The sequence below is a fragment of the Cyclobacteriaceae bacterium genome, from assembly GCA_025808415.1.
GTDB lineage: Bacteria > Bacteroidota > Bacteroidia > Cytophagales > Cyclobacteriaceae > UBA2336.
The window spans coordinates 585,003-610,360 of record CP075525.1 but is presented as its reverse complement, the minus strand read 5'-3'; the positions used below and the strand labels follow the sequence as shown (position 1 = coordinate 610,360).

Annotated in this window: 22 protein-coding genes; 10 read left to right on the top strand and 12 right to left on the bottom strand. The window is 45.3% G+C overall.

What is annotated here, in order from left to right:
- Entirely contained in the window at window positions 1-4,521 is a 4,521-nt protein-coding gene (gltB, locus tag KIT51_02810) for a glutamate synthase large subunit (protein UYN87225.1), read from the bottom strand.
- Between the two features lie 151 nt (window positions 4,522-4,672).
- A complete protein-coding gene (gene mnmD / locus KIT51_02805; GenBank protein UYN87224.1) occupies window positions 4,673-5,335 on the bottom strand; it encodes a tRNA (5-methylaminomethyl-2-thiouridine)(34)-methyltransferase MnmD in 663 nt (220 codons plus the stop codon).
- Between mnmD and KIT51_02800 the strand changes: the two genes are divergently transcribed.
- A complete protein-coding gene (locus KIT51_02800; protein UYN87223.1) occupies window positions 5,334-6,431 on the top strand; it encodes an AI-2E family transporter in 1,098 nt (365 codons plus the stop codon). The two genes, mnmD and KIT51_02800, sit on opposite strands and share 2 nt — an antisense overlap.
- On the opposite strand, the gene ispF is transcribed toward KIT51_02800, so the two are convergent.
- Genes ispF through KIT51_02780 form a run of 4 tightly spaced genes read right to left on the bottom strand, consistent with a single transcriptional unit; the run spans window position 6,428 to window position 8,813 of the window.
- Window positions 6,428-6,910 carry a 2-C-methyl-D-erythritol 2,4-cyclodiphosphate synthase gene (gene ispF, locus KIT51_02795; protein UYN87222.1) on the bottom strand — a complete coding sequence of 161 codons (483 nt, stop codon included), beginning with the start codon at window positions 6,908-6,910 and terminating at the stop codon, window positions 6,428-6,430. The two genes, KIT51_02800 and ispF, sit on opposite strands and share 4 nt — an antisense overlap.
- Window positions 6,911-6,914: 4 nt before the next feature.
- Window positions 6,915-8,156: an insulinase family protein gene (locus KIT51_02790; GenBank protein ID UYN87221.1), complete on the bottom strand. Its 1,242-nt coding sequence runs from the start codon at window positions 8,154-8,156 to the stop codon at window positions 6,915-6,917.
- 7 nt (window positions 8,157-8,163) lie between these two features.
- The gene (locus KIT51_02785; protein UYN87220.1) at window positions 8,164-8,574 is read right to left on the bottom strand and encodes a PIN domain-containing protein; all 411 of its coding nucleotides are present in this window, start codon (window positions 8,572-8,574) and stop codon (window positions 8,164-8,166) included.
- Complete coding sequence (locus KIT51_02780) at window positions 8,574-8,813, bottom strand: hypothetical protein (protein UYN87219.1); 240 nt, start codon at window positions 8,811-8,813, stop codon at window positions 8,574-8,576. The genes KIT51_02785 and KIT51_02780 overlap by 1 nt, the downstream gene beginning before the upstream one ends.
- Before the next feature lie 90 nt (window positions 8,814-8,903).
- Between KIT51_02780 and KIT51_02775 the strand changes: the two genes are divergently transcribed.
- The 3 genes from KIT51_02775 to ytxJ all read left to right on the top strand — a co-directional run bounded on the left by KIT51_02775 (window position 8,904) and on the right by ytxJ (window position 13,929).
- A complete protein-coding gene (locus KIT51_02775) occupies window positions 8,904-10,880 on the top strand; it encodes a dehydrogenase E1 component subunit alpha/beta (GenBank protein ID UYN87218.1) in 1,977 nt (658 codons plus the stop codon).
- Between the two features lie 75 nt (window positions 10,881-10,955).
- The gene (locus KIT51_02770; protein ID UYN87217.1) at window positions 10,956-13,586 is read left to right on the top strand and encodes a hypothetical protein; all 2,631 of its coding nucleotides are present in this window, start codon (window positions 10,956-10,958) and stop codon (window positions 13,584-13,586) included.
- Window positions 13,587-13,596: 10 nt separating this feature from the next.
- The gene (gene ytxJ / locus KIT51_02765) at window positions 13,597-13,929 is read left to right on the top strand and encodes a bacillithiol system redox-active protein YtxJ (protein UYN87216.1); all 333 of its coding nucleotides are present in this window, start codon (window positions 13,597-13,599) and stop codon (window positions 13,927-13,929) included.
- Here the strand turns inward: ytxJ and KIT51_02760 are convergent.
- The gene (locus tag KIT51_02760) at window positions 13,926-14,330 is read right to left on the bottom strand and encodes an OsmC family protein (protein ID UYN87215.1); all 405 of its coding nucleotides are present in this window, start codon (window positions 14,328-14,330) and stop codon (window positions 13,926-13,928) included. The genes ytxJ and KIT51_02760 overlap by 4 nt on opposite strands.
- A gap of 70 nt (window positions 14,331-14,400) precedes the next feature.
- Here KIT51_02760 and KIT51_02755 point away from each other — a divergent pair, with 70 nt between their 5' ends.
- Both KIT51_02755 and KIT51_02750 read left to right on the top strand, forming a co-directional pair.
- Complete coding sequence (locus KIT51_02755; GenBank protein UYN87214.1) at window positions 14,401-15,129, top strand: hypothetical protein; 729 nt, start codon at window positions 14,401-14,403, stop codon at window positions 15,127-15,129.
- A 66-nt stretch (window positions 15,130-15,195) separates the two neighbouring features.
- The gene (locus KIT51_02750; protein UYN87213.1) at window positions 15,196-15,870 is read left to right on the top strand and encodes a TonB family protein; all 675 of its coding nucleotides are present in this window, start codon (window positions 15,196-15,198) and stop codon (window positions 15,868-15,870) included.
- A gap of 85 nt (window positions 15,871-15,955) precedes the next feature.
- On the opposite strand, the gene chrA is transcribed toward KIT51_02750, so the two are convergent.
- On the bottom strand, window positions 15,956-17,167 hold the full coding sequence (chrA, locus tag KIT51_02745) for a chromate efflux transporter (GenBank protein ID UYN87212.1): 1,212 nt from the start codon (window positions 17,165-17,167) through the stop codon (window positions 15,956-15,958).
- A gap of 13 nt (window positions 17,168-17,180) precedes the next feature.
- Window positions 17,181-18,155, bottom strand: coding sequence for an isopenicillin N synthase family oxygenase (locus tag KIT51_02740; GenBank protein UYN87211.1), 975 nt, complete (start codon window positions 18,153-18,155; stop codon window positions 17,181-17,183).
- 103 nt (window positions 18,156-18,258) lie between these two features.
- On the opposite strand from KIT51_02740, the gene KIT51_02735 reads away from it, so the two are divergent.
- Together KIT51_02735 and KIT51_02730 are read left to right on the top strand one after the other, a co-directional pair.
- Window positions 18,259-19,005 (top strand): superoxide dismutase, encoded by a 747-nt coding sequence (locus KIT51_02735; GenBank protein ID UYN87210.1) that lies wholly within the window; start codon window positions 18,259-18,261, stop codon window positions 19,003-19,005.
- 7 nt (window positions 19,006-19,012) lie between these two features.
- Window positions 19,013-19,726 carry a DUF2071 domain-containing protein gene (locus tag KIT51_02730; GenBank protein UYN87209.1) on the top strand — a complete coding sequence of 238 codons (714 nt, stop codon included), beginning with the start codon at window positions 19,013-19,015 and terminating at the stop codon, window positions 19,724-19,726.
- A 64-nt stretch (window positions 19,727-19,790) separates the two neighbouring features.
- Here the strand turns inward: KIT51_02730 and KIT51_02725 are convergent, their stop codons facing one another.
- Both KIT51_02725 and KIT51_02720 read right to left on the bottom strand, forming a co-directional pair.
- On the bottom strand, window positions 19,791-22,334 hold the full coding sequence (locus tag KIT51_02725) for a phosphoenolpyruvate carboxylase (protein UYN87208.1): 2,544 nt from the start codon (window positions 22,332-22,334) through the stop codon (window positions 19,791-19,793).
- 131 nt (window positions 22,335-22,465) lie between these two features.
- Window positions 22,466-22,876: a DUF1573 domain-containing protein gene (locus KIT51_02720; GenBank protein UYN87207.1), complete on the bottom strand. Its 411-nt coding sequence runs from the start codon at window positions 22,874-22,876 to the stop codon at window positions 22,466-22,468.
- A 154-nt stretch (window positions 22,877-23,030) separates the two neighbouring features.
- Between KIT51_02720 and KIT51_02715 the strand changes: the two genes are divergently transcribed.
- Complete coding sequence (locus tag KIT51_02715; protein ID UYN87206.1) at window positions 23,031-24,299, top strand: HAMP domain-containing histidine kinase; 1,269 nt, start codon at window positions 23,031-23,033, stop codon at window positions 24,297-24,299.
- A complete protein-coding gene (locus tag KIT51_02710; GenBank protein UYN87205.1) occupies window positions 24,296-25,006 on the top strand; it encodes a response regulator transcription factor in 711 nt (236 codons plus the stop codon). Before KIT51_02715 ends, KIT51_02710 begins: the two co-directional genes overlap by 4 nt.
- On the opposite strand, the gene KIT51_02705 is transcribed toward KIT51_02710, so the two are convergent.
- Window positions 24,984-25,340 (bottom strand): response regulator, encoded by a 357-nt coding sequence (locus KIT51_02705; GenBank protein ID UYN87204.1) that lies wholly within the window; start codon window positions 25,338-25,340, stop codon window positions 24,984-24,986. The two genes, KIT51_02710 and KIT51_02705, sit on opposite strands and share 23 nt — an antisense overlap.
- Window positions 25,341-25,358: the final 18 nt, after the last annotated feature.

Below are 25,358 nucleotides of genomic sequence, written 5' to 3'. Positions count from 1 at the left end.
TTATAATGCTATCTTTTCCTTTTGTGTATTCACCTTCCTCAACAGGAGCACTTTCTTATAATCGCGCGGCATCACTTTAACAAACATTTCTGTAGCGAGCTCCCAATTCTCAAGTATCCAGTCGGCAGGATCGCTTTTGGTGTACTGAAAATGTTTTTCAATCATACCATGCACATGCACCTTATCTTCCTCCTCCATCTTCTCCAGTTCAACCATTTCCGGGTTGTACAATTCCTTCAGGGTTTGTTCCGGATCAAACACGTAAGCAATTCCACCACTCATGCCTGCGGCAAAATTTTTACCGGTCTTCCCTAATACTACCACGCGCCCACCGGTCATGTATTCACATCCATGATCACCCACGCCTTCCACCACGGCATTTACGCCTGAGTTGCGCACACAAAAGCGCTCGCCTGCCTGCCCGCGTATGTAAGCCTCACCTGATGTAGCACCATAAAAGGCCACGTTGCCAATGATAATATTGTCTTCCGGTTTAAAGGTTGCTTCTTTATCAGGATGGACAATAAGCTTTCCACCTGATAACCCTTTGCCGAAATAATCATTGGCTTCGCCTTCCAGTTCAAACGTTACACCTTTGGTAACAAATGCCCCGAAACTTTGCCCGGCTGATCCCTTAAACTTAACGTGAATCGTATCTTCAGCCAGTCCATTGCCTTTATAAAGTTTTGATATTTCATTCGACAACAGTGCGCCCGTAGATCGATTGGTATTCTCAATGACAACTGCGGTTGTAACTTTTTCAAGATGCTCTAATGCTGGTTGTGCCGCAGCTAGCAGCTTCCAGTCCAACACTTTCTCCAATTCAAAATCCTGCTCAATTTGTTTGTACAAACCAACACCTTCTCCAGCTGACTCGCGATATAGCAAAGGTGACAGATCGAGTTTCTTTACCTTCCAGTGTTCAACATCCTGACGAACGCGCAGCGTATCCGTGCGCCCGATCATTTCGTTGATAGTACGGAAACCAAGGGAGGCCATAACTTCACGAAGATCTTCAGCGAGGAAGGTAAAGAAGTTTACCACATGATCAGGATCACCGGTAAATAATTTTCGCAACTCAACATCTTGGGTAGCAATGCCAACCGGACATGTATTGAGATGGCACTTACGCATCATAATACAACCCTCCACCACAAGTGCAGCCGTGGCTACGCCCCACTCTTCGGCACCCAGCAGTGCAGCAATGGCAATATCACGGCCCGTTCGTATTTGTCCATCGGTTTGAAGCGTTACCCTGCTTCGTAAATTATTTTTTACAAGGGTTTGATGCGCTTCGGCCAAACCAAGTTCCCACGGCAACCCGGCATGCCGAACAGAACTCAACGGAGAGGCTCCGGTGCCGCCATCGGCACCAGAGATTAAAATAGCATCGGCTTTTGCTTTTGCCACACCGGCCGCCACGGTGCCCACGCCTGCCTGCGAAACCAGCTTCACATTTATACGCGCCTGACGGTTGGCATTTTTTAAATCAAAGATTAGCTGTGCTAAATCTTCTATGGAATAAATATCGTGATGAGGTGGCGGAGAAATTAACCCGACACCCGGTGTTGAATGCCGTACTCTGCCAATCCATTCGTCAACTTTATCACCGGGCAACTGGCCGCCTTCACCGGGTTTAGCCCCTTGCGCCATTTTTATCTGAAGTTCATCAGCATTGGTCAGGTAATAACTCGTTACACCAAATCGCCCGGAAGCCACCTGCTTAATGGCTGAGCGTTCCCAATCCCCATTAGCCTTTTTTGCAAAACGTGCCTCATCTTCACCACCTTCGCCACTATTACTCTTTCCGCCAATGCGGTTCATGGCAATAGCCAAGGTTGTGTGTGCTTCGTGTGAGATAGAACCAAACGACATGGCACCCGTGGCAAAGCGCTTAAAAATTTCTTCTGCGGGTTCAACTTCATCCAACGGCACAGGATTGCGCTTCTTAAATTCCAGTAATCCGCGAAGGGTTAATTGATTTTTCGATTGATCGTTAATTACCTGTGCATATTTTTTATAGAGATCAAAATTGTTGATGCGTGTGGAGTGTTGCAGCCAATGGATTACCTCAGGGCTGAACAAATGTTTTTCACCTTTGCGTTTCCACTGGTAGATACCCCCAACGGGAAGATTTGTGTTTGAAGATTGAAATGCATAACGATGCCGTACCAGTACTTCTTCGGCAATGTCATCAAAGCCCAACCCTTCTATACGACTGATGGTTCCGCGAAAGCTTTTATCAATAACTTCCGTGCTTAAGCCAATGGCTTCAAATATCTGTGCCGACTGATACGACTGAAGGGTGCTGATGCCCATCTTCGACATTACTTTCAGCAACCCATTGCCAATAGCTTTCTGATAATTCGAAAAGGCTTCTTTATCGGTTAGCTTTTTACTCAACGCATCCTGTTCATTCAAATGATGCACAACTTCCAGCGCGAGATAAGGATTAATGGCGCTGGCTCCATAACCAATTACCGTGGCAAAGTGGTGTACCTCCCAAACATCACCAGCTTCCACCACCAACCCCGCATGCGTACGAAGTTTTTTATCGATAAGATGATGATGAACTGTACCTGTTGCCAGCAAGGAAGGTATTGGTGCATACCCTTCGTTAATCTTTTTATCCGAAAGGATGATAATTTTTTTGCCGGATTGCACGGCTTGTTCAGCTTCCCGGCAGATAGCCTCCAAACCTTCTTTCATTCTTCCCGCTTTCCCATCGGCTTTAAAAACACAGTTGACCACGGCATAATCATAGCCTTGATCATGCATGGCTTTCAGCTTGGCTAAATCAGAATTCAATAGTACCGGTTGAGAAATATGGATTTGTTGGGTGTGATCCGGACTTTCCTCCAGCACATTTAAGCTCGCCCCAACACGGGTAAACAACGACATCACCAATCGTTCACGAATAGGATCGATGGGCGGATTGCTGACTTGCGCAAAATGTTGTTTAAAATAATTTGAAAGATGCCGGCTTTCTTTTGATAAGACGGCCAAGGGTGTGTCGTCACCCATGGAGCCAATGGCCTCATAGCCTTTCTCCGCCATGGGTATGATAATCGTTTTAATATCCTCGCTGGTATAACCAAAAGCCTGTTGGCGTTGTGCGAGGGTTTCGATGTCAAAATCTTCTTCAAACGTTAATGGAACGGGTTCCAGCCTAAGCTTAATCCTGTTTTCAATAATCCATTGATAGTACGGCTTGCCTTCATACACCGAGCGCTTCACACGATCATCATCAAAAACTTTTCCTTTCTCTAAATCCACCAGCAACATTTTTCCCGGTGTAATCCTTCCCTTCTCCAGTACATCTTTTGGATCAACAGGAAGTGCGCCAACTTCAGATGCTGCCACCACACGGCCTGACCGTGTTATACAATACCGCAAGGGGCGCAATCCATTCCGATCGAGCGTGGCACCAATGCGGCAACCATCAGTAAACACCAGGGCAGCAGGGCCGTCCCACGGCTCCATCATCGAAGCATGATATTTATAAAACGCTTTACGGTGTGGATCCATTAGTTTATTGTCTTGCCAGGCTTCTGGCACCAACATCATCAGCACATGCGGCAAGGAACGACCGGACAATACCAGCATCTCCACCAATGCATCCAGGTTGGCGGAGTCAGAGCCTGTGGGATTGGTTATAGGCAACAGCATTTTCAATTCTTCATCAGTAAAGTTTGAAGATTTGAACAATGCTTCTTTGGATTTCATTTTATTCACGTTGCCACGAATGGTGTTGATCTCACCATTGTGTGCGATATACCGGAAGGGCTGAGCGAGTTTCCAGTTTGGAAAGGTATTAGTAGAGAAACGCGAATGCACCAGAGCCAGTGCAGTAGTAAGTCGTTCATCTTGCAGATCGTTGTAATAGGCGCGCAATTGATCTGTACGCAACTGGCCTTTGTAGATTATGGTTTTGCAGGAGAGGCTGGTGATATAGAATTCCTTCACCGCAGCTTTTAGCTGCTTGGCAACCGTGTGGGTAACAGCATTGCGAAGGATGAAAAGTTTGCGCTCTAAGCTCTGTCTATCAAGATCATCATCAATCGGGCGTATAAAAATTTGCTCAATAACAGGTTCCACTTCGGAAGCGCCAGGCCCGGGGATACTGTGATCCACCGGCACCGGACGATAACCGATTAAAGCCAACCGAAGTGTTTTGCTTAAGCTTATCAATACATCTTTGCATTGCTGCCTGATTTTTTTGTTTCGCGGAAAAAAGATCATCCCAACACCATACTTTCCAGGATCGGGTAAATCAAAACCAAGGCGTGTGGTTTCTGTTCGGAAAAAATCGTGTGGAATTTGAAGGAGAATACCCGCACCATCTCCTGTTTTAGGACTACTACCCCGGCCTCCACGGTGCTCCATATTTTCGAGCATCGATAAAGCATCGCGCAGTACCTGGTTGCTTTTTGATCCGTTTATGGTGGCGATAAAACCTATGCCACAAGCATCGTGTTCAAGGGTTGGCGTATAGAGCCCATGACTGGCCTTTCTTGTCATCAGTCGTAAAGGGTGGTTGTTCTGACTAAAAAGATTATTTCAAAATAATATTTCGAAATAACTTGAAAGTGCGGAATAATAGTAGCTAAAAGCTAAAAAAATTACAACAAACGTTTGCTGCAAACGTGTTCGAAAAATGAGGATGCAGAATTTACCCTTTTATGGCCCGAATCATCTCCCGTTTGCCCGGAGGGCCGGGCAATGTTTCAACCACCAATCCCAGGCTTTTCAGGTCACGCTTTACCTGGCCCTTGGCACAATAGGTTACAAACGCTGCATCAGGTTTCATTGCCGCAACGACTTTTTCCAGGGATGGAAGTGTCCACATTTCAGGTTGTTTTTCCGGAGCAAATGCATCGAAGTAAATCAAATCAAATGCTGCTGAAGATAGATTCGCTTGTTGCAGGGTCGACTTGATTTTGTGCAAACTGAAATTCGGGGTAACCAAAACCGGTTCATCCCATGTTGCGCTATGGACTTTCTCAAAAAGCTCTAAACCCTTCGGATCGCTGGCATAATTCAGTTTACTCCAGAGGGCATGATCCAGCGGAAAAGACTCAAGGGAAACATAGGAAACCAAATCTTCCCTTCCCCAAATCTTTTGCGCGGTAAGCCACGCATTTAAACCGGTACCAAAGCCTACTTCAAGGATGGCCAACCGTGGCAAGTGTTGTTTCAGCTTATACTCCAAACCTTGTTGTATAAAAACATGCTGTGATTCCTGCAGGGCACCATGAATGGAATGATAAGTTTCATTTAGTTCAGTATTCCGCAGTGTCTGCGATCCGTCTCTTGTTAAGATGATTTCTATCATGGTTACTTTAAAGACGAATGGTTTACTTTCCGGTGTGAAATTACAAGGTCAGGTTAACAACATTACCACATTAACCATCCTTCAATACATTGTATTTGGTGGCATTATCCTTTATGTGGGTCGGCCCCTGTTTATTCCATTATCGTTTGCCCTGCTTATCAGTTGTATTCTCTATCCTATCTGTATTTGGCTAGAGCAGCATAAGATTAAAAAAATGACCGCAATAATTCTTAGCCTGTCACTGATTTTAATTTTAATTGCCTCCATACTTTTTCTGTTCGTTCTACAGCTGCGTAATTTCTCAACTGAATGGTCGACTTTGCAGGCCAAGCTATCCCAAACACTTACGGAGTTCAGTGTTTGGATAACCCGCGAGTTTAACATCAGCGAAGAAAGGCAAAATCAATGGCTCGAAAATATATCGCAGCAATCAAGCGCTGATGCCATGGGCTTTCTCAAAAAAACAATTTCGGCCGGAAGTGTTTCTGCCGTGCTGTTTATTTTAATACCCGTTTACGTGGTGTTGATGCTCTATCACCGCGACCGGTGGGTAGAAGTACTTTACCGGATTTTTCCCTCAGAACGAAAAGAACGCATTCGGGAAATTCTTCACTTGAGCATTGCCTCCTATTACAACTTTATAAAAGGTATGCTGCTGGTGTACCTTATTGTTGGCATTCTTAATAGTTTGGGATTATATATGCTCGGTATTCCACATCCGGTTTTATTCGGTTTCACTGCCTCCATACTCACCTTTATTCCTTATGCCGGAATTCTGATTGCCTCCTTGTTACCCATTACTATTTCTTGGGTTACGTACAATTCCATTTGGTACCCGATTGGTGTTATTGCTGTGTTTTCCATTGTGCAATACCTGGAAGCAAACGTTATTTTTCCATTAGCCGTAAGCAGCCGGTTAAAGCTTAATGCTTTGGTAACCATTGCTGCCATTGTAATGGGTGGCGTGCTGTGGGGTGTTGCCGGATTAATTCTGTTTATACCCTTTTTAGGTATTCTAAAATTGATAGCCGACAGAACTCCGGCATTAAAAACATGGGCACTGGTGCTGGGTGGGGAAAAACAATCTGCTGATTAAGAATCCCTCGTGATCAGCGCTACGGCATACGCATTTACGCCTTCATCACGGCCAACATACCCCAGCTTTTCATTGGTGGTCGCTTTTATGGATACGTCCTCTTCCTGAACATTCATAAGAGGCGCTAATGTCTTCTTCATCTCGTCAATATGCCGATTGATCTTGGGGTGCTCCAGGCAAATGGTGCAATCCACATTACCAATTTTCCATCCGCGTTCTTCCAGCATGCGCGTTACCTCTTTTAGGAAAAATTTACTGTCCATGCCACTCCAACGCGCATCGCTGTTCGAAAAGTGAAAGCCAATGTCCCGCAGGTTCGCAGCGCCCAGCAATGCATCGCAAATGGCGTGAATCAAAACATCGGCATCGGAATGACCCGTAGCACCCTTCGTTGACGGAAGTTTTATACCCCCTAACCAAAAGTCGCGACCCTCTTCCAACTGATGCACATCAAAACCTAACCCCACCCGAATTTTCATGATATTAGTTTAGTGTTGCCTTGTAATACATTACACTTGAATTCTCTTCCTTCAGGATATCCGATGCCGTGCGCTGAACATCCTCAACCGTAATACCATTTAATTTTTTACGCTCCGTATTAACACGATTGGTGTCACCCGATAACGAGGCGAACGCCAGGTTCATGGCACGGTTCATTACCTCCACCTCATCAAACTCAAAAGTTGTTTCAGCCTGGTTCTTTACTTTCTGAAGCTCTTCTTGATCAATACCGTTTTGCAGAACGTCATTGATAATCTTATTCACTTCTTCTTCGGCTTTATTAAAAGAAACACCGTCTTTCAAACGACCATTAATCACCAGCAATCCAGGATCAATGGTACCCATCACAAAGGACGATAACGATGTAAAAATTTCCTGCTCCTTTACCAATTTACTATACAACCGGCTTGATTGCCCTCTCCCCAATACATCACTTAACAAATCAACCGTAAAATAATCATCATGAAACCGGCCGGGCATGTGGAACATTTTGTAAAAAGCATTAGCAGGCACCTTGGCTTCAACTTCAAGCAATCGCTTTTTTGATTGTAGCGGTTCTGCAGGCAATTTCCTTTCACGCTTCTTACCGGACGGTATCGGGCCAAACCATTTTTCGGCCAGCGCTTTTACCTGATCAACCTTAACATTACCCGCTACCACCAATATGGCATTGTTGGGAACATAATGGGTGAAGAAAAAGTCCTTTACGTCATCCATCGTAGCATTTTCAATATGGCTGATTTCCTTTCCGATGGTTGCCCATTTGTAGGGATGAACCTGATAGGCTAAAGGCCGGAGTTTCAGCCACACATCGCCATAAGGTTGATTCAAATAGCGTTGTTTAAATTCCTCAATCACCACTTTACGCTGCACTTCCAACACGTTCGGATCGAATGATAAACTCAGCATGCGGTCACTCTCCAGCCAAAATCCTGTTTCCAGGTTGGCCGCGGGTACGGTTAAATAATAATTGGTAATGTCGGTATTGGTAAAGGCATTATTTTCTCCGCCCACCCGCTGTAGCGGCTCATCATAGTTAGGGATATTAACAGAGCCCCCGAACATAAGGTGTTCAAATAAGTGGGCAAAACCGGTCTTGTCTTCGCGTTCATCGCGTGAGCCCACATCGTACAGAATATTCATCACCGCGATTTGTACCGTTGGGTCTTCATGTACGATTACATGAAGGCCGTTTGCTAAAGTAAATTCCTGGAAAGAAATCATAATATCGTTAAATGCTTCTCAGATAGGTATCTGCGGTCATCACTGGAATTTTAGCCTGGCGGTAATCCTTCAGGTTTCGTGTAATCAAGGCCTTCATGTTGCCTTCAGAGGCAGTATAATACTGAACGGCATCTTCAAAGTCTGAAAAATTTGATGCTAACGCTAAATCAATAATTTTATCATTTACCGGAAGTACCGAAACCAACACCTTAAACCCGGATAGAATTTTCCTCGCCTCGCGGTCCGGGAATTTTTTCCGCAGAACATAGTGCATGTTTGCAAAACTTAGTGACGAAACAAATACGTTGATCTCACCCTTGTCGGCTTTTGAAAACAACTGCGCTGAAGATTTGTAAAATGGCTGGCGTTCGCCCAGTAAATCCAATACCACATCGGTATCAACAAAAACGCGCTCCATTATTTGTATTTGCGTTCTAAAAAATCGGAGTACCCACGCCTGTATTCCATCGATTCACCTTTCAAAACACCGGAAAGGTTTTTTACCAGTGGGGTTATTTCATCTTGCTCCTGCTGGGTGATTTTTTCGAGATAGTTCTCAATCATCCGCGATAAACTGGTTTTGCGTTTACGGGCATAGCTTTTCCCCTTTTCGATGGTTTTTTTATTGAGCTTCAAGGTGAGTTTAACTTCTTCCATACCCGGTTTTGCTACGTACAAAAATAAACTATAAATACGTACCAGCAAGTTCCGCCATCCCGGTTAAATTTGTGTGTATTTAGCTTGTTTATGCAATTTAGGCATCAGGATTATTCTCATTCGCTTTTAAAATCTTTGTATGAAGCTATTCTTCGTCCACGGTTGATCGAAGAAAAAATGCTCATCCTGCTTCGGCAAAACAAAATCAGTAAATGGTTTAGTGGCATAGGCCAGGAAGCCATTGCGGTAGGGCTAACCGAAGCGCTCCAAAAAGATGAATACATCTTACCCATGCACCGCAACCTGGGTGTTTTCACTTCGCGCAACATGCCGTTCGAACGGTTGTTTGCGCAGTGGCAAGGAACCATGATGGGCTACACCAAAGGCCGCGACCGCTCCTTTCATTTCGGCACCAATGAACATCACATTGTCGGCATGATCTCACACCTGGGGCCACAAAATGGTGTTGCCGATGGCATTGCTTTGGCGACAAAACTGAAAAAGGAAAAGAAAGTAACCGCTGTGTTCAATGGCGATGGCGGAACCAGCGAGGGTGACTTTCACGAAGCAGTGAATGTTGCGGCCGTGTGGGACCTTCCTGTACTTTTTGTAATTGAAAATAATGGATACGGATTGTCCACGCCCAGCAACGAACAATTCAGGTGTAAAAGTTTTGTCGATAAAGCTATCGGGTATGGAATAGAGGGCGTTCAGGTAGATGGTAACAACATTCTTGAAGTCTACTCTACTGTAAAAAAAATCGCTGAAGACATTCGCAAAAATCCGAGGCCTGTATTGTTAGAGTGCATAACGTTCCGGATGCGTGGCCATGAAGAAGCCTCCGGTACGAAATACGTTCCGCAAGAACTGATGGACACCTGGGCGAAGAAAGATCCGGTAGAGAATTATGAAAAGTTTCTGTTGGCCGAAAGTATACTCGATCAAAAAGAAACCGATACCATCCGAAAAAAAATAAAAAAAGAAATTGAAGCCGGACTGGAAACAGCTTTTGCCGAAACACATCCGGAAGCAAACACAGAAACAGAAACAAATGATGTGTATGCTCCGTTTACACCAACCATTGCATCGCCCTCCGAGAAAACTTCCGAGAAAAGATTTATTGATGCCATAAGCGATGGACTTCGGCAAAGCATGGAGCGCCACTCAAACCTGGTGTTGATGGGACAAGACATTGCCGACTACGGTGGTGTGTTTAAAATTACCGATGGCTTTGTGAAACAATTTGGCAAAGCGCGTGTGCGCAACACACCCATATGTGAGTCGGCTATTTTGGGTGCCGGACTTGGTCTTTCCATTAAAGGCATGAAGGCCATGGTAGAAATGCAGTTTGCCGATTTCGTGTCGGAAGGCATCACACAAATTGTAAACAACCTGGCCAAGGCTCATTGGCGATGGGGACAAAATGCCGATGTGGTAGTGCGCATGCCCACCGGTGCCGGCACCGCAGCGGGACCGTTTCATTCGCAAAGCAACGAAGCCTGGTTTTTTCACACCCCCGGTTTAAAAGTGGTTTATCCTTCCAACCCCTATGATGCAAAAGGATTGCTCTGCGCCTCAATCGAAGATCCAAACCCGGTAATGTATTTTGAACACAAATTGTTGTACCGTTCCATCAAAGAAATGGTACCCGATGATTACTATACCGTTGAAATCGGAAAGGCTAAGTTGGTAAGCGAAGGCAGTGATGTTTCCATTATCACTTACGGCATGGGCGTACACTGGGCAAAAGAACTACTGGAAAGCATGCCCGAAGTTCAAGCGGATGTACTCGACCTGCGTACACTACTGCCATGGGATAAAGAAGCCGTACAACAAACCGTAAAGAAAACCAATCGTGTACTCATCCTTCATGAAGACACCCTAACCGGTGGTATCGGTGCGGAAATCAGTGCATGGATTAACGAGCACTACTTCCAATACCTGGATGCGCCCGTGATGCGCGTGGCTAGCCTCGACACAGCCATTCCTTTTGCACCAACACTTGAACAAAATTTTCTGCCCAAAGGCCGTTTAAAAAACAAGCTAACAGCATTATTGGCGTTTTAAATGGTGATTGAGAAATCCTTAACCTGACCTCTACTACCTGATTTTTACTATCTTAGCACGTTTCAGCGGCATTTTTTGAGCCTTTTAAAGCAGCATACCGCCACCCCCTCATTCAGGCTTATAATCATAGGCGTGGTGTTATTCCTATTTATACTGAATACTCCTTCTTTTTCACAAAACACGAAAGGTGATCAACCCTCGAAACCATCACGCGAAACCCGGTTTAAATCAAAACCATCAAAGAGCAAATCAAAAGGTGTTGGCAAGCGTGTGAGTCCGCAAGGAAAGTCAAGAGCCGCCAGCGCAACTAAAAAGGGAGAAAAAGCAGGAAGACCTGTTAACCCATTATATCGGGCAAAATCACCTCAAGGGAAAGAACGTGCATGGAAGGGCGATATTACCGGACGAAGAATTCCCGCCACCCGTTCACAGTCGAATGAGGCGCGCAATGTTTACCCGCAAAGCGGAAGATACATGGGCCAAAAAGGTCCTTCAGAGAAAGATCCTCAACTGAAGTGGCGAGCCGTAGAGCGGCAGCGCGTACAGGTTCGTTCGGCAACCGGTAAAACCCGGAACGTTTATCCGCAATTCAATAAGTACGTAAATAACCCTTCCCGAAAGCCACAGCCCGTAGAACGACCCGTATCGAACGCCCCTCAATTGGCCAAATTAAAAAAGATGGGTAGCCAGCCGCAGCCACCCGATCGTAAACGCGTAGTGCCTGCAACAGCATCACGACCTTACCTATCCCGAAAAAGTATTAACCCATATGCAGGCTTTTGGAACCGCAAGCAAAAGGGCGAGCGCCCTTACACACGCGACATATCCGGCAGAAGACTGCGCACGATAAATTATCAAACCCCTCCACAAAAAGTAATGCGACCGACCACTTCACCATATTATGGCAGAAAGGGAGTTGGCGACAGGCCTTACAAAGGTCCGGCTGCAGGAAGTTATCGCACGGCTACTTCAACATCGAGGGCATGGAAAGGTGACATTTCCGGCAGGCGAATCCGAGGGCGAAATTTTTCGAGTAAACCGGGCACAGAAGGCGCAGTAATGTTATCCCGTAGCCGAAGGCCTGGCTATGGTGACAAACCCTTTAAAGGCATGATGCCCGGTGGTGGGTACCAATCCGCCACACAGCCGGGCGAACGCAGGACCGGTAAAGCACCCTTGCCAGGACGCGCTCCGGGAATTGGAGCAAGAGGCGTTGATACCTATCAGGGAAATATTCGCTTTCGAAAATCATTTGATACACAAGGTGCAGGTTATAGTGGCAGCATAAAGGCCCGAAGACCATTAAAAGGTGGCGGAAGTGTGAGTGGTAAAAGTTGGAACAACCAGGGTCAGGCTATTCAAGGCCGAACACCAGGTGCGGGAGCAAAAGGTGCTGACACGTACCAGGGCAACATCCGGTTCAGGAAAGGGTTTGATGATGTGGGCTCTGATTATACCGGCAACATAAAGGCCCACAAACCCTTGAAAGGTGGTGGGAGCGTTAGCGGGAAGTCATGGAACAACAAAGGACAGCCAGTGCTTGGTCGTGCCCCCGGCAAAGCTGATGAGCAGATGGCTTCATACCAGGGCAACCTTCGTTTCAGGAAAAGTTTTGAAGATGCCGGTGCCGGATACAGCGGACACATAAAGGCCCATAAACCTGTTAAAGGTGGCGGCAGTGTTAGCGGCAAACTATGGAACAACAAAGAACAACCGATACAGGGTCGGTCCCCCGGAAAAGAGGATGAGCGTATGGCTGCCTTTTCCGGAAACCTGAAAGGCAAGGCTCCGCAAAAAGGTGGTGGAAGCATCAGCGGAAAGCTATGGAACAATAAAGGTCAGCCTATTCAGGGTCGCCCTCCCGGAAAAGAGGATGAACGTATGGCCGCCTATTCCGGAAACCTGAAAGGCAAAGCACCGCAAAAAGGTGGTGGAAGCATTAGCGGAAAGCTATGGAACAATAAAGAACAGCCTATTCCAGGTATGTACCCACCCGGCAAAAATGACGAACGCATGGCCGCTTTTGGCGGAACCGTTAAGGTGAAGAAAAAAGAACCTAACAAAGATATTGGAGGCTTCCCGGGCAAATTGATGGAGTTTGACCTTCATCCCGACATGCGCGACCAGGGCGAAACCTTTACGGGCTATACGCGCTTATCGCGATTTAAGAAAAATTATGTGCGTAACCCCAATGCCGATGAATTGGCTTTGAAGAAAAAACGACCCGGTGAATCCACTTATAAAATTGATGGCCTTCAAGTTAAAGTGAAGGAAAAAGATTATGATAAAAAACCTCATGCTGCCGATGGATCATTGCCGGGAATCAGTCCATCTAAATCATCAATTAAAGCAAGTGAATATGCGCGTGGTATAAAAATGGATTGGCGTTACGTGCGTAACCCCAGCAGCGATGAAGATGCCTTAAAAGTAAGGGAACCCGGAAAAGCCTTCGCCAAAGTCACCGATTACCAGGGCAACATTAAAATGAAAAAGTACGAACTGTTCGCGCAGAAAAAATTGCACCCCGATGCCCAGTTTGTAAAAACCAACCAAAACAATGTGAAGGAAGAAAAAAACATGCTCACGAACTTTAAACTATTCTGGGCACGTTTGTTTAAGAAAAGCGATACCCAGCCCGAACACCTGAAAGAAAAAATTCAGAAGCCGCGCTACGATAAGCGGGAGCAAGGCCTGTGGTACGATTAATTCAAAATTTATGCAATGGACAAAACTGACTGATCTGCAACAACTGGATGAGATCCGTCACGAATCAACAGAACAAAAAATCCTGATCTTCAAACACAGCACCCGGTGTTCAACCAGCCGCGCTATGCTCGACCGACTGGAACGCAACTGGAAAGAAGATGAGATGCAAACTGTAAAACCTTATTTTCTCGACTTGCTAAGTTATCGCCAAATCTCTAACGCGATTGCCGAAAAATTCAACGTGGAGCATGAATCACCCCAGGTATTGATCATCCAGAATGGTAATGCAATTTATCATGCATCGCACACGAGTATCAACTACTCTGCCATCAAAGAAACTTAAAAGTCAAATTCAACCGTCTGCTTAACAGAATCGTGCAGGCTAAGGGCTACCGGGCAGTGTAGGGCAATGTCCTTTAGCTTTTCTTTTTGGTCCGCAGTTGCCACAAGGTCCCGCTGTGAAAGCTTCACTTTTATCTCAGCTATTTTTCGTGGATTGGCACTCATTATTTTGAGGACCTCCGTGTGCATACCTGAAATATCCACACCTTCGCGGGCCGCCCAAATGCCCATGGTGGTTAGCATGCAGGTACTAAGTGCCGTACAAACCAGGTCGGTAGGACTAAAGGCCTCGCCCTTGCCGTTATTATCAACGGGGGCATCTGTTACCAACACATTGCCCGACCGGGTGTGGATAGATTGTGTGCGTAAACCTCCCTGATATACTGTAGTTAATGTTGTCATGGCTAATACCTTATATTTGTATTTTGCGTTACTTTAAAGCTTAAAGGTATTTCAAAAAGTTTTGGTTAAGATGCGCGAGCCCCGGAAAACAAACAGTATAACCTTATTGCTCTTTGTTATTTGCTTTGCAGCTTATGGGCAGACCCAGGATAGCTACGAGTACCAGTCAGAATTTACCTGGGGAATCAACAAAAACACTTCTGGTGGCCTTATTGGGGGGTTTACCTTTAAAAAGGCGCGAAAACTTAATGATCGTGTGCTGGAAACATTCGGATTAGAAATTATGAATGTGAAGCACCCGCAGGAAGTAAGGCGTAATTCCATTATTACCGGAAATTTTTTCATTTTCGGAAAAAGCAACTACCTCTATGCCTTCAGGTTACAATATGGCCGTGACATTATTATGTACAAAAAGGCACCTTATCAGGGCGTAGAGATAAAAGCTGTTTTCGCGGCCGGGCCTAGTTTGGGTGTAGTGGCCCCGTATTTTGTCGAATATTCTCCCGACAGTGGTTTCCTCACATTCCGGGCACAATATAACCTGGGCATCCCTCCCGATCAGATTTGGGGAACCGGCCGTCTTTTTGAAGGCCTGGGCAATTCAACCATGGCTTTGGGCGGAAATGCCAAAGCAGCCCTTAATTTTGAAACAGGTGCGATTAAGAGCTCTGTAGTCGGTTTTGAAGTAGGTGCGCTGCTGGATGCTTACGCCAAAGAAATAGAGCTTATGCCCTCGGCAAAAAAATATGCCGTTTATCCCACGCTTTTCATCACGTTATTCTACGGAAGCCGCAAATAACATTTTTTTATTTCCGGATTGTGACCTTTTCCTATATTTGGGATTCTATTGCCAAACGTTGAACCTATGGAACCGAAAAAGACAGAAAAAGCAGATTTAACAAACAAATCCTGGTTGTTTTTCAACATTGGATTGGTGATAACCCTGCTTATTGTGGTAATGGCTTTTGAGTATGGGGTAAAGGATGACTCTGACGCAAAAAACCTGGCCAAAAACCAAAATATCGTTGAAGAAATATTAGAGGTGCCGCCTACGGAACAGCCACCGCCACCACCACCAAAAATCCAGCAACCCCAAATCATCGAAGTACCTAACGAAGAAGAAATCAAAGAAGAAATAAAGGTTGAGTTTGACGTTGAGGTAACGGAGAATACAAAGGTCGAAGAAATCGTTATTGCACCGGTTGAAGAAAAAGAAGACGTTGATCAAATCTTTTTGGTAGTGGAAGAAACCGCTACCCCGAAAGGAGGAATGGGTGCTTTTTATAAATATGTGGCCGATAAAATGAAATACCCGGCACAGGCACGCAGGATGGGCATTGAAGGAAAAGTTTTCGTAGAGTTCGTTATTAACCGCGATGGCTCCATTACGGATGTTAAAGCGATTAAAGGCATTGGTGCCGGTTGCGATGAAGAAGCTGTTCGCGTGGTGCAAAGTGCGCCCCCTTGGAACCCCGGTAAGCAACGTGGTAAGCCCGTTCGCCAACGCTATGTTGTTCCTATTACGTTTAAATTAGGTTAATACATTTTCAAGTAATTAGAAATATTCAGAGCCCCGCCAACAAGCGGGGCTCTTCTTTTTTAGCATTACTTGAGTTGACCTTATTTTAAAGTATAAACCCCAATAAGAATCCGCAAATGATTATGACAGGCGATGGTATTCGTGTAAAGGCGAGTATGCCAAAAGTGCCAATCGTAAAAGCAAAATTCATAAACGTATTGTCAAGAGGCTGAAATAAAATAATAGCTGCCGCAGCCACCAGCCCAGCGCTGGCAGCTGTTAACCCTTCCAGCGATGCACGGACAGCCCGGTACTTTTTCAGGCTATCCCAAAAGCGTATTACAAAAAATATCAAAAATGTTCCCGGCAAAAATATTCCTGCTGCCGACATTAGCGCACCAATAAGCTCACCACCAAAGCCATATTCACGCATAGAGAGCGATCCAATAAATGCACTGAATGAAAATACGGGGCCCGGTAAAGATTGTGCTACCGCATAGCCCGACAAAAACTCATCATGATTCAGGTATTCCTTTTTTCTAAACTCAACGCGTCTTCTAGGTTCAGATTCCTTCTTTACAAATTCAGTATACAATAAGGGGGTTAGGGCCTGGCCTCCTCCAAAAATAAGACTTCCGTTACGATAGAAATTTTCAAACAACAAAACAGGACGAGCCTTGGTAATTCCACCCAATACAGCAGCCAAAACCAGCACACCAATCCACAAAAGAAAATTAGACCACTGGATTTCAATTTTCTTCTTAATTTCTTTAGGCTGATTTTTAAACTTCAAAGCTGTTACAAGGCCCGCCACCAGTAAAATAGCAGGAAACACAAAGGGTGTTTGAATAAAGTAGGAAACCAGCGCGGCCACAACCATAATAATACCACCAGTTTTTGTATGAATTGTTTTTAAACTGATACTATACGCTGCATAGCTTACAAAACCCACTGCAATTGGCTGTATAAATCGGGTGAACTCCAACGATAAATCCTTCTCCTGGATATCCGAAAGGAAAATGCCGGCAAACGCCATAAACAATACCGATGGTAAAACCCAAACCAGCAAAGTAAGGTAAGCGAGGTTGGGGCCACCAATCTTAAAACCGATTGCGGTAAGTGTTTGTGTTGAACTGGGGCCAGGTAAAACCTGGCAAAGTGAGTTCAACTCCATCAAATCGGAAGAAGAAAGGTAGTTGCGCTTTTTGACTAAAATTTTTTGAAAGTGCCCGAGGTGCGCCTGAGGGCCGCCAAATGTGGTAAGGGCAAGCCAAAGCACGTCTTTCAGAAATATGTAATATCGGACCCGCCTGATCAAGCGCTCCTGAAGGTTATTTTTTCTTCAAACCAATTTCAGCCAAACGCTCATCCAAAAATTCACCAGCCGTAATATCAGGCCACAGTTTTGGATGCTCAGCATCCACACAGCCGGGCAAAGCAGCCAAGTTCATTTCGCTACGCGGATGCATGAAGAAAGGTATTGAGTACCGGGGGGTATTCATCTTTTCTTTCGGGGGGTTGACCACACGATGAATTGTAGATTTCAACTTCTTATTGGTGTGGCGCTCCAGCATATCACCAACATTCACCACCAATTGTTCAGGTAAAGCCGTAATCGGAATCCACTTTCCATCTCTTCGTAACACTTGTAACCCATCCGCACTGGCGCCCATCAGCAAGGTGATCAGGTTTATATCGCCATGTTCCGCAGCCCGAACGGCATCAGCAGGCACGGCATCCGGGTTTTCAATAGGGAAATAATGGATAGGGCGCAGAATACTATTACCATGACGGACCTTCGCATCAAAATAATTTTCAGGCAAGCCCAGGTACAACGCAATTGCGCGCAGCATGTGCACTCCGGTTTTCTCCAACCTGCGATAAACTTCTAACCCAATCGCCTTAAACTCGGGTAGTTCATCAGGCCAAACGTTTGCCGGGTATTCCTTCTTGATCGGGTCATCGTCCTCAACCTCCTGACCAATGTGATAAAATTCTTTTAAATCACCTGTATTACGGCCTTTGGCATGCTCCTTACCTTTTCCGATATAACCCCGCTGGCCGGCCAAACCCGGAATTTCATACTTCTGCTTAACCTGATCGGGCAAGGCAAAAAACCCTTTGATCACATCGTAAAGTTTAGCCGATAAGTCATCGGTGAGGTAATGATTTTTTATAGCTACAAAACCGATATTATTATAGGCTGCGCCTAAATCGGCTACAAATTTTTTCTTCTTCGCTTCATCCCCGCTGGTAAAATCGGCCAGGTCAAGGGAAGGAACTTCATCATAAAGTATTTCGCTCATACCGTTGGTGTTAAGACCATCTGCAAGCTAAGGATTTTTAGGTAAATTTACTTCCGCCTTAAATTCCCCAACCGGGGCTTTGCACTCACTAAATGAAATTGCCATGAAAAAAACCAACCGCAGGAAATTCGTTCAAACCACCATAAAAGCAACCGTACTAACCTCTATTGGTATGCCGGCCATTATCACAACAAGCTGTTCAAACAAAACTGCTGAAGAAGCAGCAGAAAATAACACTACAGCAAATGCCTCCTTAGCATTTGCCCAAATAAAACTGCCTTACGATTATGCTGCATTGGAACCGAGCATTGATGCCACCACTATGGACATTCACTACAATAAGCACCATGCTGCTTACATAAAAAATGTAAACGATGCGATTGCCGAAGAAAAAATATCCTTCGGTACGGAAGCTGAGTTTTTTGCCAACACCTCAAAGCTTTCCGCTAAAGCACGTAACAATGGTGGCGGTGCCTGGAACCATAATTTCTTTTGGCAGGTAATGAAGCCGGGCGGAGGCGGCATACCTTCCGGTAAACTGGCTGATGCCTTCAACGGAAGTTTTGAGTCATTTGAAAAATTCAAAGAACAATTTACTACGGCCGCGATAACACGCTTCGGATCAGGCTGGGCCTGGTTGGTAAACGATAATGGGGTACTAAAAATTGGCTCCACGCCAAATCAAGACAACCCCCTGATGGACATCAGCGATTTTAAAGGAACCCCGTTATTGGCCATTGACGTTTGGGAGCACGCCTACTATTTAAAGTACCAGAATAAACGCAACGAGTATATAAATAATTGGTGGAGTACAGTGGACTGGGATTTTGTTTCCAGCCGACTTCAGTAAAAAGCACATGGCGGCTTCAACCTTCCTTAAGGCCGAATGGCGAAAGCTGGCCATGGCTAATTATGCGGTAAGGCCGGAGTTGCTCTTGCCATTCATGCCCGCCAAAACAGCGCTGGATGTATGGAACAATACCTGTTATGTTAGCCTGGTTGGGTTCATGTTTCTGAATACCCGTGTGTTGGGTATCAAAGTTCCCCTTCACGTCAACTTTGAAGAAGTAAACCTTCGTTTTTATGTACGCTATCGTGACCAGGATGAATGGAAACGGGGCGTGGTATTTATAAAGGAAATTGTTCCCAAACATGCCTTAACGTTTGTAGCCAATACGCTGTATGGTGAGCATTACGAGACTATGCCCATGCAGCACAAGTGGAAAACAGAAGGCGATACACTGCATGTTGAATACCGTTGGAAAAAATCAACCTGGAATACTTTTGCCGTACAGGCGCAGACAAAATCCGTTCCTTTGGAAACCGGTAGTGAGGCAGAATTTATTACAGAACATTACTGGGGGTACACGAAAATCAACCCGTATAAAACCTCCGAATACCAGGTTGAGCATCCTCAGTGGGAAATTTATCCTGTTAAAAACTATACCGTTAATGTTGACTTTGCCGGTGTATACGGTGAAGAGTTTGCATTCCTTTCAACTGAAAAACCGGTTTCTGTATTTCTGGCCGAAGGCTCCCCAATCCGGGTAATGCGTGGAAAAAGGATTTGACCTTAATAAAAGCATTCTGTATAAATGAGCATGACTGACTTAATTTTTTAAGCTGTTCTTCCAATCATGCTGAATTTCGCGCGGCATTTATAATTCCAAACATGCAACGCAGCACCAGCTTTTGATAGTGTGCGGTATATTTTTTATCCGCACCGCTCCTTAACCGTTGTAACGCAAATTGTTGCATAACAATCAATGGCATTACAATGCGCTCGCGCAGTTTTACCGATGCACGGTTTACGGGGTTGTTTTCCATCAACTCATCCAATGAGGCTACCTCCAATACGCGCTTGCGCGAACGCTCAAACTCATCGAACATCAGGTTCCAGAATGCACCGAACTCCTCATCGTTGGAAAGGTACCGGGTGGCCGGGTAATACGTTTTGGTAAGCGACATCATACTATTGGCCAGCAAGGTGCGGAAGAACAACGAACGCCTGTATAGATTTTTCAGTTTAGTGAACTGGCCCTGGCTTTTCATTTCCTCCAGCGCTGAGCCCACGCCATAAAACCCGGGGATGTTCTGCTTCATTTGTGCCCACGCACCTACAAAAGGTATGGCCCTAAGGTCTTCAAACTTCAATCCATCCGATGCATTTCGTTTTACCGGCCGCGACCCGATGTTGGTTTCCCCAAAAAACGATAGCGGTGTAATTTTTTCAAGGTAGGGCACAAATTTCTCGTGCAGTTTCAACCCGAGGTATGACCGGTAGCCGGCATCAGCAAATGAATCCAACAAGGCCTTGTCTTCTGCCGTGAGGTCCCCCGACTCTTCACCGAATACATCCTGCTCAATGCCAGCCGAAAGCAATTGTTCAAGGTTAAACCTGCAGGAAGTAACTTTGCCGAAATTTGAGCTGATGGTTTGCCCCTGAACGGTAAGTTGCACTTCATGATCTTCAATGGAGCTTCCTAATGAAGCATAAAAATCATGCGTATTTCCTCCTCCGCGTGCGGGTGGCCCTCCTCTTCCATCAAAAAATAAAACCGTTATACCATGTTTGCGCGAAATACGGGTGAGGTTCTCTTTCGCCCGAAAGATGGACCAGTTGGCGCGTAGGTAGCCACCATCCTTCGTGCCGTCTGAAAAGCCAAGCATAATCGTCTGCCGGCTTCCGCGTTTCTGTAAATGTTTTTGGTACTCGGGTATGGCGTACAAGGTCTCCATCACCTCTCCTGCATGCTTCAGATCATCAATGGTTTCAAACAACGGCACAATGTCAAGCGCCAATCCTTGTTTGGTGCCGATGGCCAACCGGGCTAATTGAAACACATTGATTACATCGCGTGCGCTGCCGCAGTTGCTGATTACGTAACGGTGGCAACCTTGTGTCCCATTTTGATTTTGGATTTTTTCAATACTAAATACTGAATCAATCAGCTCACGCACAAAAGGGTCTTTCACGTTGGCTTTCCGCAGATCAATCTTGGTCTTGAGAATGAGTTTGATCTTCTGTTCTTCCGAAAGCGAATCAACATGCTTTACCTTGTTTATCCTCAGCAATTCGTCCCATGCCAGTTGGTTCTTACGGCTGTCCTGGCGGATATCCATGCTGGCAAAAAAGAATCCGAACATGCTTACTTTCACAATAAATGCATCGAGCTGGTTGAGGAACAATCCCTCATGGTCTGCTTCAATTGTTTCCCGAATGCGAAACAAGTCTGTCAAAAGCTCATCAGCTTGCTGGTATCCCTTACCGTCAACATAAATGGCTTCATACACTTTACGTTCTGCCTCCACAATAAGGTTATCAACACCACGGAAGGTTAACCTGCGCCTGAGCATGCGAAGATCACGGTGATAGCATTTGAGAATAGTTTCTCTTAACCTAGCCGCTACCTTCAATGTAATATCGTGTGTTACAAATGGGTTCCCGTCACGATCGCCACCCGGCCAAAACCCAATGCGGAATAAATTGAAGTTTTTCCACGCGGTAACGGGCACCTGCAATTCCCTGAGCAATCGGCTCACAATTTGGGGCGCGGCATGATAGAAAACATTTTCCAGGTACCAGCACAAACTTACCGCTTCTTCGAAGGGCGTAGGTTTCTCCCGGTTAATAATGGGGGTTTTACCAAGTTGCTGCAGCAATTGGTTTATACCGGCAAGATCATCTTCACGGATGGCTTCTTCAAGGTCGTTGATTATCGCCAGCACGTTGCCGGGATAAAACTGCGTGGGATGTGCCGTTAACACCACCCGCACACTAAATTCTTCAAGTTTCTTTCTAAGCTTTTCCTTTTTCTCATCAGACGCTGCACGTACCAACAAGGCAGATACTGTACCTTTCCCATGCAGGTCGTTTACTTTGTCAAAGGCAGCATCTTCTATGGAATCAAAAAGCACCACTTGACGTTCGGCATATTGGATGAAGCTGAACAACAAATCGAACCTTTCTTCAGGGGAGGCTTTTGGGGCAAAGTCGGCAAAAAAATTTTCCATAATTTCCTGCGGATCTTTACGCTTTTCAAATCCCTCTTCTGCGTATTGCTGAACAAAGGGCAATAGCGTGCCCGTTCGGTATATTTTACTGAACGGCAGGTTCAGGAAAAGACTGTTATAGATGTGATACCGAGTTGAAACGATTTGATCGAAAGCTGAAGCCATGAACAAATCTAATTCCTACTGGGCAGATATTCCAAAGAAATGGAACGCTGTTTTCGCTAACAGTTGTGAGGTAGAAAAAAGAAATCGCGGCCCAAGGCCGCGATGACTCAGAAAAATACCGGATGAAAAAATCACTCCATCACTTCACCTTTAATAGTGAGCAACACTGTACTTTCAGAGGTGTTTGCTGTAACGGTTACCGTTTTGGAAAACACACCAGCCTTAGCTGCGTTGTAGGTAGCCTTAACAAAACCTTTTCCTCCGGACGGAATCGGGTCTTTGGTATACTCTGTAACAGTGCAACCACACGAGGCCTGAACGGTTGCAATTAGCAGCGGTTCATCTCCGGAATTGGTGAAGGTGAACGTGTGGGCTACCGGTTCATTCAATTTGATCTTACCGAAATCATAAAGGGTTTCATTCCAGGCAAAAGCTGCATCGGCTGTTGTTGCCGGTAATGGGCTGGTTACTACAGCCAGTTGTTGGGCTACGGCAACCACTGCTACTATGGTGGCCAGCATTAAAATCATAGTTTTTTTCATTGGACTTAATTGGTTTAGTTGAAACATTTAACTACTCGATCGATGCCTCAAACCACGGCATTCCTTTCAAAACCATGTGTTAACAAGTTGCCAAAAAATGTTAACGACTTGTTAAACCCTGTTTCCTGGCAAATTTTCCTTGTACTTTTAACATGTGAAAAGTTCCACCATCAGGCTTATTGTTGTGCTGGCTACCATTAGCATTCTGGGCATTTCGGTTACCCAGGTTTATTGGGTTAAGCGTGCCTTCGGTTTAAAAGAAGCAGAGTTTGACCGGCAAGTGAATACGGCATTAATTAATGTAGCCACACAAATCTTTTCCTTGAACAACACACCTTCGCCCGCCAACAACCCGGTAAAACAAATTTCTACCAATTACTATGTGGTAATGGTAAACAGTGAAATTGATGCAAGCCTGCTGGAGTTTCTGCTGCGCTCGGAATTTGAAAGGCGAAACATACAGGCCGACTTTGAATACGGCATATACGATTGCACACATGAAAAAATGGTTTACGGCAATTATGTTAAACTAAGCGACAAGGCCAGCAAACGTGAACAAAATCCAAACCTGCCCAAGTGGGCCGATGCCGGTTATTATTTTGGGGTTCATTTCCCGAACCGCGAAGCGCAGATACTAAACCAAATGGGTATTTGGTCGTTTTCAACGGCTGTGCTACTGATCGTGATCGTGTTTTTCGGATATACCTTATTTGTGATCCTCAAACAGAAACGTCTTTCTGAAATACAGAAAGACTTTATCAACAACATGACGCACGAATTCAAAACACCCATCTCAACCATTGCCGTTTCTACCGAAGTGTTGAAGGACACCAACATCATCCAACAACCCGAGCGCTTATTGCAGTATGCTACCATCATTGAAAATGAAAATAGACGCCTGAAGCAGCACGTTGAACGTGTGTTGCAAATGGCTAAACTGGACAAAGAAGATGTTGGACTAAAGAAAGAGGTAGTTAACCTGCACGAGCTTATACAGGAAGTAGTCCAGAGCATCGGCCTTGCATTACGGGAAAAACAGGGTTCAATCCAGTTGAACTTATCGGCTGTCTCCGCTAACCTTCAAGCCGACAAGCATCACCTTACCAATGTAATTTTTAATTTGCTTGATAACGCCATTAAGTATTGTACTGATAAACCTTCCATAACCATACGAACCGAATTGAAAGGAGAAGTACTTTCCCTAACCGTTGAGGATAATGGCATTGGTATAAGCGATGAAAACAAACGAAGGATTTTCCAGAAATTTTATCGTGTGCCTACCGGAAACGTGCACGATGTAAAAGGTTTCGGCCTCGGCCTGCATTATGTGAAACAAATTGTAGAGGCCCATCGTGGAAGGATTACCGTGACCAGTGAGCCCGGAAATGGCTGCGCATTCACCATATTATTACCAACCACATGAGTAAACCCTCCATACTTGTTGTTGAAGACGATCCGAACCTGGGGTTCGTTATTCAGGATAACCTGGGCACCAAAGGCTACGCTGTAACCTTGGGGCGTGATGGCGAAGAGGGATTGAAATTTTTTCATGAACAAAAATTCCAGCTTTGCATTCTGGATGTGATGATGCCTAAAAAAGATGGGTTCAGCCTGGCACGCGCCATACGTGAGCACGATCGCGATGTTCCCATTCTGTTTCTTACAGCCAAAACCATGACAGAAGACAAACTGGAGGGCTTTAACACCGGTGCCGATGACTACATTACCAAACCCTTTAGCCTCGAAGAACTGTTTTGCCGGGTAGAGGTATTCCTTAAACGTGCGAAAGCAGCAACCGCACCGGAAAAAACCATTTCCCTGGGCATTTATCTTTTTGATTATGCCAACTTCAAATTGAAAAACCACGTGGGTGAACGCACGCTCACATCGCGTGAAGCGGAAGTGCTCAGGCTGTTATTCATGCACCGCGACCGTGTACTGAAACGCGATGAGATCCTTAAAGCGGTATGGGGCGATGATGATTACTTTTTAGGTCGCAGCATGGATGTGTTTATCTCCAAGCTGCGTAAATATTTAAAAGATGACCCCTCCGTTCAGATTGTGAATTATCACGGGGTTGGGTTTAAACTGGAAATCGACCCGGTGGCTAACCCCTTACCTCACGGATAACTTTTCGCAAACGCTCAACACTAACAGGTTTGGAAACAAAGGCATGAACGCCTGAGTTTAGTGCCATGGTCACAACCTCCTCCTGGCTATCAGACGAGATCATAATAACGGGTGTCTTTTTGCCTTGCCCCTTATGCACGAAATCCAACACGGCATCACCATTTACATACGGCATATGAATATCGGTAACGATTAAATCATAATCGTTTTGCGCCAGCAAGTCCAATGCTTTTTGACCATTGTTAACCAAAGTCGCCTTAATCCCTTCTTCGGCCATGGCCACTTCAATTACCTTTAACACAACCTTATCATCTTCACAAACCAATGCTTTCATAATTATTTTAGATTTCAG

What these genes read in the sequence shown, in the direction of transcription:
- KIT51_02800 (UYN87223.1), top strand. Translation starts at nt 5,334, where the DNA reads ATGGTTACTTTAAAGACGAATGGTTTACTTTCCGGTGTGAAATTACAA.
- KIT51_02740 (UYN87211.1), bottom strand. Translation starts at nt 18,155, where the DNA reads ATGAGCGAAATACTTTATGATGAAGTTCCTTCCCTTGACCTGGCCGAT.
- KIT51_02730 (UYN87209.1), top strand. Translation starts at nt 19,013, where the DNA reads ATGGCGGCTTCAACCTTCCTTAAGGCCGAATGGCGAAAGCTGGCCATG.
- KIT51_02755 (UYN87214.1), top strand. Translation starts at nt 14,401, where the DNA reads ATGCGCGAGCCCCGGAAAACAAACAGTATAACCTTATTGCTCTTTGTT.
- ispF (UYN87222.1), bottom strand. Translation starts at nt 6,910, where the DNA reads ATGAAAATTCGGGTGGGGTTAGGTTTTGATGTGCATCAGTTGGAAGAG.
- KIT51_02720 (UYN87207.1), bottom strand. Translation starts at nt 22,876, where the DNA reads ATGAAAAAAACTATGATTTTAATGCTGGCCACCATAGTAGCAGTGGTT.
- KIT51_02725 (UYN87208.1), bottom strand. Translation starts at nt 22,334, where the DNA reads ATGGCTTCAGCTTTCGATCAAATCGTTTCAACTCGGTATCACATCTAT.
- KIT51_02775 (UYN87218.1), top strand. Translation starts at nt 8,904, where the DNA reads ATGCAATTTAGGCATCAGGATTATTCTCATTCGCTTTTAAAATCTTTG.
- KIT51_02780 (UYN87219.1), bottom strand. Translation starts at nt 8,813, where the DNA reads ATGGAAGAAGTTAAACTCACCTTGAAGCTCAATAAAAAAACCATCGAA.
- KIT51_02710 (UYN87205.1), top strand. Translation starts at nt 24,296, where the DNA reads ATGAGTAAACCCTCCATACTTGTTGTTGAAGACGATCCGAACCTGGGG.
- ytxJ (UYN87216.1), top strand. Translation starts at nt 13,597, where the DNA reads ATGCAATGGACAAAACTGACTGATCTGCAACAACTGGATGAGATCCGT.
- KIT51_02785 (UYN87220.1), bottom strand. Translation starts at nt 8,574, where the DNA reads ATGGAGCGCGTTTTTGTTGATACCGATGTGGTATTGGATTTACTGGGC.
- KIT51_02735 (UYN87210.1), top strand. Translation starts at nt 18,259, where the DNA reads ATGAAAAAAACCAACCGCAGGAAATTCGTTCAAACCACCATAAAAGCA.
- KIT51_02790 (UYN87221.1), bottom strand. Translation starts at nt 8,156, where the DNA reads ATGATTTCTTTCCAGGAATTTACTTTAGCAAACGGCCTTCATGTAATC.
- KIT51_02705 (UYN87204.1), bottom strand. Translation starts at nt 25,340, where the DNA reads ATGAAAGCATTGGTTTGTGAAGATGATAAGGTTGTGTTAAAGGTAATT.
- KIT51_02750 (UYN87213.1), top strand. Translation starts at nt 15,196, where the DNA reads ATGGAACCGAAAAAGACAGAAAAAGCAGATTTAACAAACAAATCCTGG.
- mnmD (UYN87224.1), bottom strand. Translation starts at nt 5,335, where the DNA reads ATGATAGAAATCATCTTAACAAGAGACGGATCGCAGACACTGCGGAAT.
- gltB (UYN87225.1), bottom strand. Translation starts at nt 4,521, where the DNA reads ATGACAAGAAAGGCCAGTCATGGGCTCTATACGCCAACCCTTGAACAC.
- KIT51_02760 (UYN87215.1), bottom strand. Translation starts at nt 14,330, where the DNA reads ATGACAACATTAACTACAGTATATCAGGGAGGTTTACGCACACAATCT.